Origin of the sequence: Ligilactobacillus aviarius (assembly GCF_001654615.1) — a bacterium.
GTDB lineage: Bacteria > Bacillota > Bacilli > Lactobacillales > Lactobacillaceae > Ligilactobacillus > Ligilactobacillus aviarius_B.
On sequence record NZ_LWUD01000024.1, the window covers coordinates 1 to 4,839 of the forward strand.

The 4,839-nt window shown below is 42.3% G+C and carries 3 protein-coding genes, 9 tRNA genes and 2 rRNA genes; 1 reads left to right on the forward strand and 13 read right to left on the reverse strand.

Annotation, left to right across the window (positions count from 1 at the left end; all coding sequences use genetic code 11):
* Positions 1-79: 79 nt before the first annotated feature.
* Positions 80-589: a TMEM175 family protein gene (locus tag A3O17_RS04725; RefSeq protein ID WP_155729651.1), complete on the forward strand. Its 510-nt coding sequence runs from the start codon at positions 80-82 to the stop codon at positions 587-589.
* 10 nt (positions 590-599) lie between these two features.
* On the opposite strand, the gene A3O17_RS04730 is transcribed toward A3O17_RS04725, so the two are convergent.
* From A3O17_RS04730 to A3O17_RS07925, 13 genes are all read right to left on the reverse strand, one after another.
* Positions 600-3,038, reverse strand: a complete 2,439-nt coding sequence (locus A3O17_RS04730; protein WP_064213150.1) for an ATP-dependent Clp protease ATP-binding subunit — start codon at positions 3,036-3,038, stop codon at positions 600-602.
* Positions 3,039-3,053: 15 nt separating this feature from the next.
* Complete coding sequence (locus tag A3O17_RS04735; protein WP_064213151.1) at positions 3,054-3,521, reverse strand: CtsR family transcriptional regulator; 468 nt, start codon at positions 3,519-3,521, stop codon at positions 3,054-3,056.
* 124 nt (positions 3,522-3,645) lie between these two features.
* Positions 3,646-3,719: transfer RNA gene (locus tag A3O17_RS04740), tRNA-Pro, on the reverse strand.
* A gap of 61 nt (positions 3,720-3,780) precedes the next feature.
* Positions 3,781-3,854, reverse strand: a tRNA-Pro gene (locus A3O17_RS04745).
* A 4-nt stretch (positions 3,855-3,858) separates the two neighbouring features.
* Positions 3,859-3,932: transfer RNA gene (locus tag A3O17_RS04750), tRNA-Arg, on the reverse strand.
* A gap of 8 nt (positions 3,933-3,940) precedes the next feature.
* Positions 3,941-4,026, reverse strand: a tRNA-Leu gene (locus A3O17_RS04755).
* 12 nt (positions 4,027-4,038) lie between these two features.
* Positions 4,039-4,110, reverse strand: a tRNA-Gly gene (locus tag A3O17_RS04760).
* Positions 4,111-4,114: 4 nt separating this feature from the next.
* Positions 4,115-4,187: transfer RNA gene (locus A3O17_RS04765), tRNA-Thr, on the reverse strand.
* Between the two features lie 7 nt (positions 4,188-4,194).
* Positions 4,195-4,279 (reverse strand) — tRNA-Leu (locus A3O17_RS04770).
* Between the two features lie 14 nt (positions 4,280-4,293).
* Positions 4,294-4,366 (reverse strand) — tRNA-Lys (locus A3O17_RS04775).
* Between the two features lie 3 nt (positions 4,367-4,369).
* Positions 4,370-4,442: transfer RNA gene (locus tag A3O17_RS04780), tRNA-Val, on the reverse strand.
* 10 nt (positions 4,443-4,452) lie between these two features.
* Positions 4,453-4,569, reverse strand: a 5S ribosomal RNA gene (gene rrf, locus A3O17_RS04785).
* A gap of 86 nt (positions 4,570-4,655) precedes the next feature.
* A 23S ribosomal RNA gene (locus A3O17_RS07925) occupies positions 4,656-4,839 on the reverse strand; the annotation flags it as partial.

Here is a 4,839-nt window from a genome sequence, read left to right on the forward strand (position 1 = left end):
TCATTGTGTAATGGAACATACAGTGTCAAAAAAGCTCACGACATGTCAACTTCATTTATCACTTTAACGCAAAGAAAAAGTGATAGAAAACAAGATCCCGTCGGATCAAATTTTCTATCACTATCTTAGTCTGTTTGTTATTGGAAATTTCTGGTACCACTTGACCTTACTGTTAAGTAACATTAAGCAGGCTCCCAAACGAGTGATTATCGTTGACCTGATGTATCTGGCAGACTTAACCTTGCTGCCTGTTCTTACTTCATGGATCATCGAAAAGCCAAGCGCTTTGGCTGTTGCAAATTACGGAATTGTTTACTTAATTGCCCAACTCGTTCGAACCTGGTTGCGCCATATCGTTTTTTCAATTCATATTTTCTCTGCTTTACCCGCCGAACGGGCAGCAATTATTGAAGACCATACCGACCGGCAAATGCGATTGCGAACGATTTTGCTATTCATCTTAAACGGAAGCTTGATTGCTTTAGCACTCTTAAATCCAAAATTAACGATTTATGCTTATTTAGCACTCCCCATTTTGGATTTCTTTCTTCCAAGTCATAAAAAATTGATCAAAAAAATAAAGCGGTAAAATTACCGCTTTATTTTTTTACCTTTAATGTAATCTTTCCCTTTTGCGATCCAATCGTTACTTGTGAAGCCGAGTCCAGTTCGCCTAAAAGCAATGCTTCACTTAATCGATCTTCAACTTCAGTTTGAAGTGCTCGCCGCAATGGTCGTGCCCCATATTCAGGGTTGTAGCCTTTCTTCGCAATCGTATCGATCGCAGCGGGAGTAATCTTTAAGTTAACTCCTTGAGCTGCAACTCGCTTAATTACTTTTTGCGCCATCAATTTTACAATTTGATTCAACTCATCTTTCGAAAGTGAATGGAAGACTAAAATATCATCGATCCGATTTAAAAATTCTGGGCGGAACGTCCGCTTTAACCGTTGATGAATCTTTTGCGACATTGCCCGGTATTCGTTTTCGGGAGTAGCTGCTCCGAACCCGACTTCTTTTTCATCACGCAGATCCGTTGCTCCTAAGTTCGACGTCATAATGATGATCGTATTGCGGAAATCGATTTTCCGGCCTTTTGAATCCGTCAAAAAGCCATCATCTAAGACCTGCAAAAGCAAATTAAAGATGTCCGGATGGGCTTTTTCAACTTCATCAAGTAAAACAACTGAGTAAGGATTTTCCCGTACCTTATCGGTCAACTGACCGCCTTCATCATGACCAACATATCCCGGAGGAGCACCAACTAACCGACTCGATGCAAATTTTTCCATGTATTCGCTCATGTCGATTCGAATCATTGAGTCTTCTGAGCCAAAGACTGAAGCCGCGAGGGCCTTTGCTAATTCGGTCTTTCCGACCCCCGTTGGTCCCAAGAACATAAATGATCCAATTGGACGATGCGGATCCGCTAATCCACTGCGTGACCGGCGAATTGACTTCGCAATTGAACTGATTGCTTCATTTTGACCGATTACCCGTTGATGCAATGTCTTTTCAAGATTTAACAAGCGTTCACTTTCGGTCTTTGAAATTTGCGTGACCGGAACGTTTGTCCATTCAGAAATGATCGTTGCAACATCTTCAGGGGTAACCTTAACCTTTTGCCGATCTTCATCGTTTACTTGTTCTTCATATTGCTTAAGTTGCTTTTGGTTGTGTTCATATTCCTTTTGGGCTGACACTAAATCATCCATATGACGGGTCGTTAAGTCAAAATCAATTTTTTGTTTTAACTTCTTTTGCTGAAGCCGCAACTGGCCAATTTGACTTTCATTATTTTGATTATCTCGCAGATGAGCCCGAACAGCAGCCTCGTCAAGAACATCAATTGCTTTATCGGGTAAGAACCGATCTGGAATATAACGTTTGCTTAAGTTGATTGCTGCCTGAATAACTTCGTCTGAAATCAACACATGATGGAACTCTTCGTATTCGGCCCGTAAATTTGAAATAATTTCAAAGGCTTCATCCTTTGAAGGTTCTTCAACTTTAATCGTTGCAAACCGCCGTTCTAACGCGGCATCTTTTTCAATATATTTATGATATTCATCAAGAGTCGTTGCCCCTAATAATTGAATTTCGCCCCGTGCAAGCGCTGGTTTCATAATGTTTGAAGCGTCAATTGCTCCTTCAGCACCCCCGGCTCCAACCATTGTATGCATTTCATCGACAAACAAAATAATGTCACCAGCATCTTTGATCTCGCGAAGAATCTTTTTTACCCGATCTTCAAATTCTCCCCGATATTTGGTTCCTGCAACTAAGGTTCCCATATCAAGGGAAACGATCCGCTTATCAGCTAATTCAGTTGGAACTTCCCCATCGGCAATTCGTTGAGCGAGTCCTTCTGCAATCGCTGTTTTCCCAACGCCTGGTTCTCCTAATAGGACCGGATTGTTTTTAGACCGCCGCATTAAAATTTCAATTACCCGGTTAATTTCCTTTTCCCGTCCTGAAATGGGATCGATCTCTCCGTTCCGGGCCATTTTAGTAAGGTCCCGTCCAAGCTCTTCGATCAATGATTTTTGTTTCCGTGGATTTTCCGCTTCTTTGCGAATTCGACTCAATTCTGACGGGGCAAATCCTAATTGGAGCAACGTTGTCCGTTTTACATTTGCAACGTCAATATCCAAGTTTTTCAAAATCCGAACAGCAAGGGAATCCGGCGCTGCAAGAAGTGCTAATAATAAATGCTCGGTCCCAATTTCATCGGATTTTAACAGTCCTGCAATTCTCTTTGCCAGTTTAAAAGTTGCCTTTAATCCTGGAGTATAACCGCCTTTAGTTTCGCCGTTGTCACCATTTTCGCGGTTACCAATGCGTTCCATTTCATTTAAGATCTCATTAGGCAATAACCCTTCTGAAGACAGCACAACGGCTGCAATACTTGGAGTTGAATTTGCTAATCCCCAAAGAAGATCGGCTGTCCCCAATTGTCGTTTTTGATCGCCAATATTCAATGAGCTGATATATTTCAATGCCCGTTGTGATGCTGCGGTAAAGTCGTAGTTTTCCATTTAAATCAGCTCCTCCTATTCTTTACACCTTAATCGATTTAATATACTGATCAAAATCCGTGCCCGAACCTGATCTTCAACTTTTTTATCTGCAAACGAAAGCGTATTACTATCGATTGCAGCCAAGATTAAATTTGCTTCTTTCTTAGTCAAAACTTTATCTTCATATAAACTTTGAATGATTTGAAGGCCTTTACGGGCATTAATGTCCTCGCCAATGTAATCGATCAAGTCATCAATTACATTTACATTATTGATCAAATTAACTTTAGCGATTCGGATATACCCACCCCCACCCCGTTTGCTTTCAACAAGGTATCCATTTTGGATATTAAATCGGGTTTTAATCACATAATTAATCTGTGAGGGAACAACATCAAATTGTTCTGCAATTTCAGACCGCTTAATCTCAATTTGCTTTGAATCTGCAAGGATTTCTTTTAAGTAGCTTTCAATAATATCTGAAATATTTCGATTTTGCATTGAATCGCCTCCATTATTTGACTAACATTGACTTTTATTATACTTGATGACAATGACAAATTGCAAAAAATACTTAATATAGCAAAAAAAGGATGAACCTTAAAAGTCCACCCTCTTCACATTATCGGGAAAACAGGATTTGAACCTGCGACCCCTACGTCCCGAACGTAGTGCTCTACCAAACTGAGCTACTTCCCGATATTGTTATCTTTAACTTGATAGTAAAAAAGTCATCACCGATCAGCGATGACTTCTACTATCGGGAAAACAGGATTCGAACCTGCGACCCCTTGGTCCCAAACCAAGTGCTCTACCAAACTGAGCTATTTCCCGATAATGCACCCAGTAGGAGTCGAACCTACAACCTTCTGATTCGTAGTCAGACACTCTATCCAGTTGCGCTATGGGTGCATATTCAATGCCGAGGACCGGAATCGAACCGGTACGGTGATCACTCACCGCAGGATTTTAAGTCCTGTGCGTCTGCCAGTTCCGCCACCCCGGCATAATTATTAAAAGCGGAAGACGGGATTCGAACCCGCGACCCCCACCATGGCAAGGTGATGTTCTACCACTGAACTACTTCCGCATAATGCTGACTAGAGGATTCGAACCTCCGACCCTCTGTTTACAAGACAGATGCTCTACCAACTGAGCTAAGTCAGCATAGCAATGGTGCGGGTGAAGGGATTTGAACCCCCACGTCCGAAGACACTAGAACCTAAATCTAGCGCGTCTGCCAATTCCGCCACACCCGCAAAATTGACATCCATGAGTCGCGAGGGGCTCGAACCCTCGACCCTTGGATTAAAAGTCCAATGCTCTACCAACTGAGCTAGCGACTCAAATGGAGGATACAGGGCTCGAACCTGTGACCCCCTGCTTGTAAGGCAGATGCTCTCCCAACTGAGCTAATCCTCCATATTAACAAGCACGGCAACTTCCTACCCTCGCAGGAGGCGTTCCTCCAACTACTATCGGCGTTTTGAAGCTTAACTTCTGTGTTCGGAATGGAAACAGGTGTATCCTTCAAGCCATCATCACCGCACTTATTTTCTTCAAGAGAACCTTGTTCCCTCAAAACTAGATAATAATTTCTTCTACCTTTACCTTGAACTCCACGTCCCTTAACCTTTGGTTAAGTCCTCGACCGATTAGTAATGGTCCGCTCCATGCATCACTGCACTTCCACTTCCATCCTATCTACCTGATCATCTCTCAGGGGTCTTACTTCCTTACGGAATGGGAAATCCGATCTTGAGGTGAGTTTCGCACTTAGATGCTTTCAGCGTTTATCTCATCAATCTCACCCTTCCCA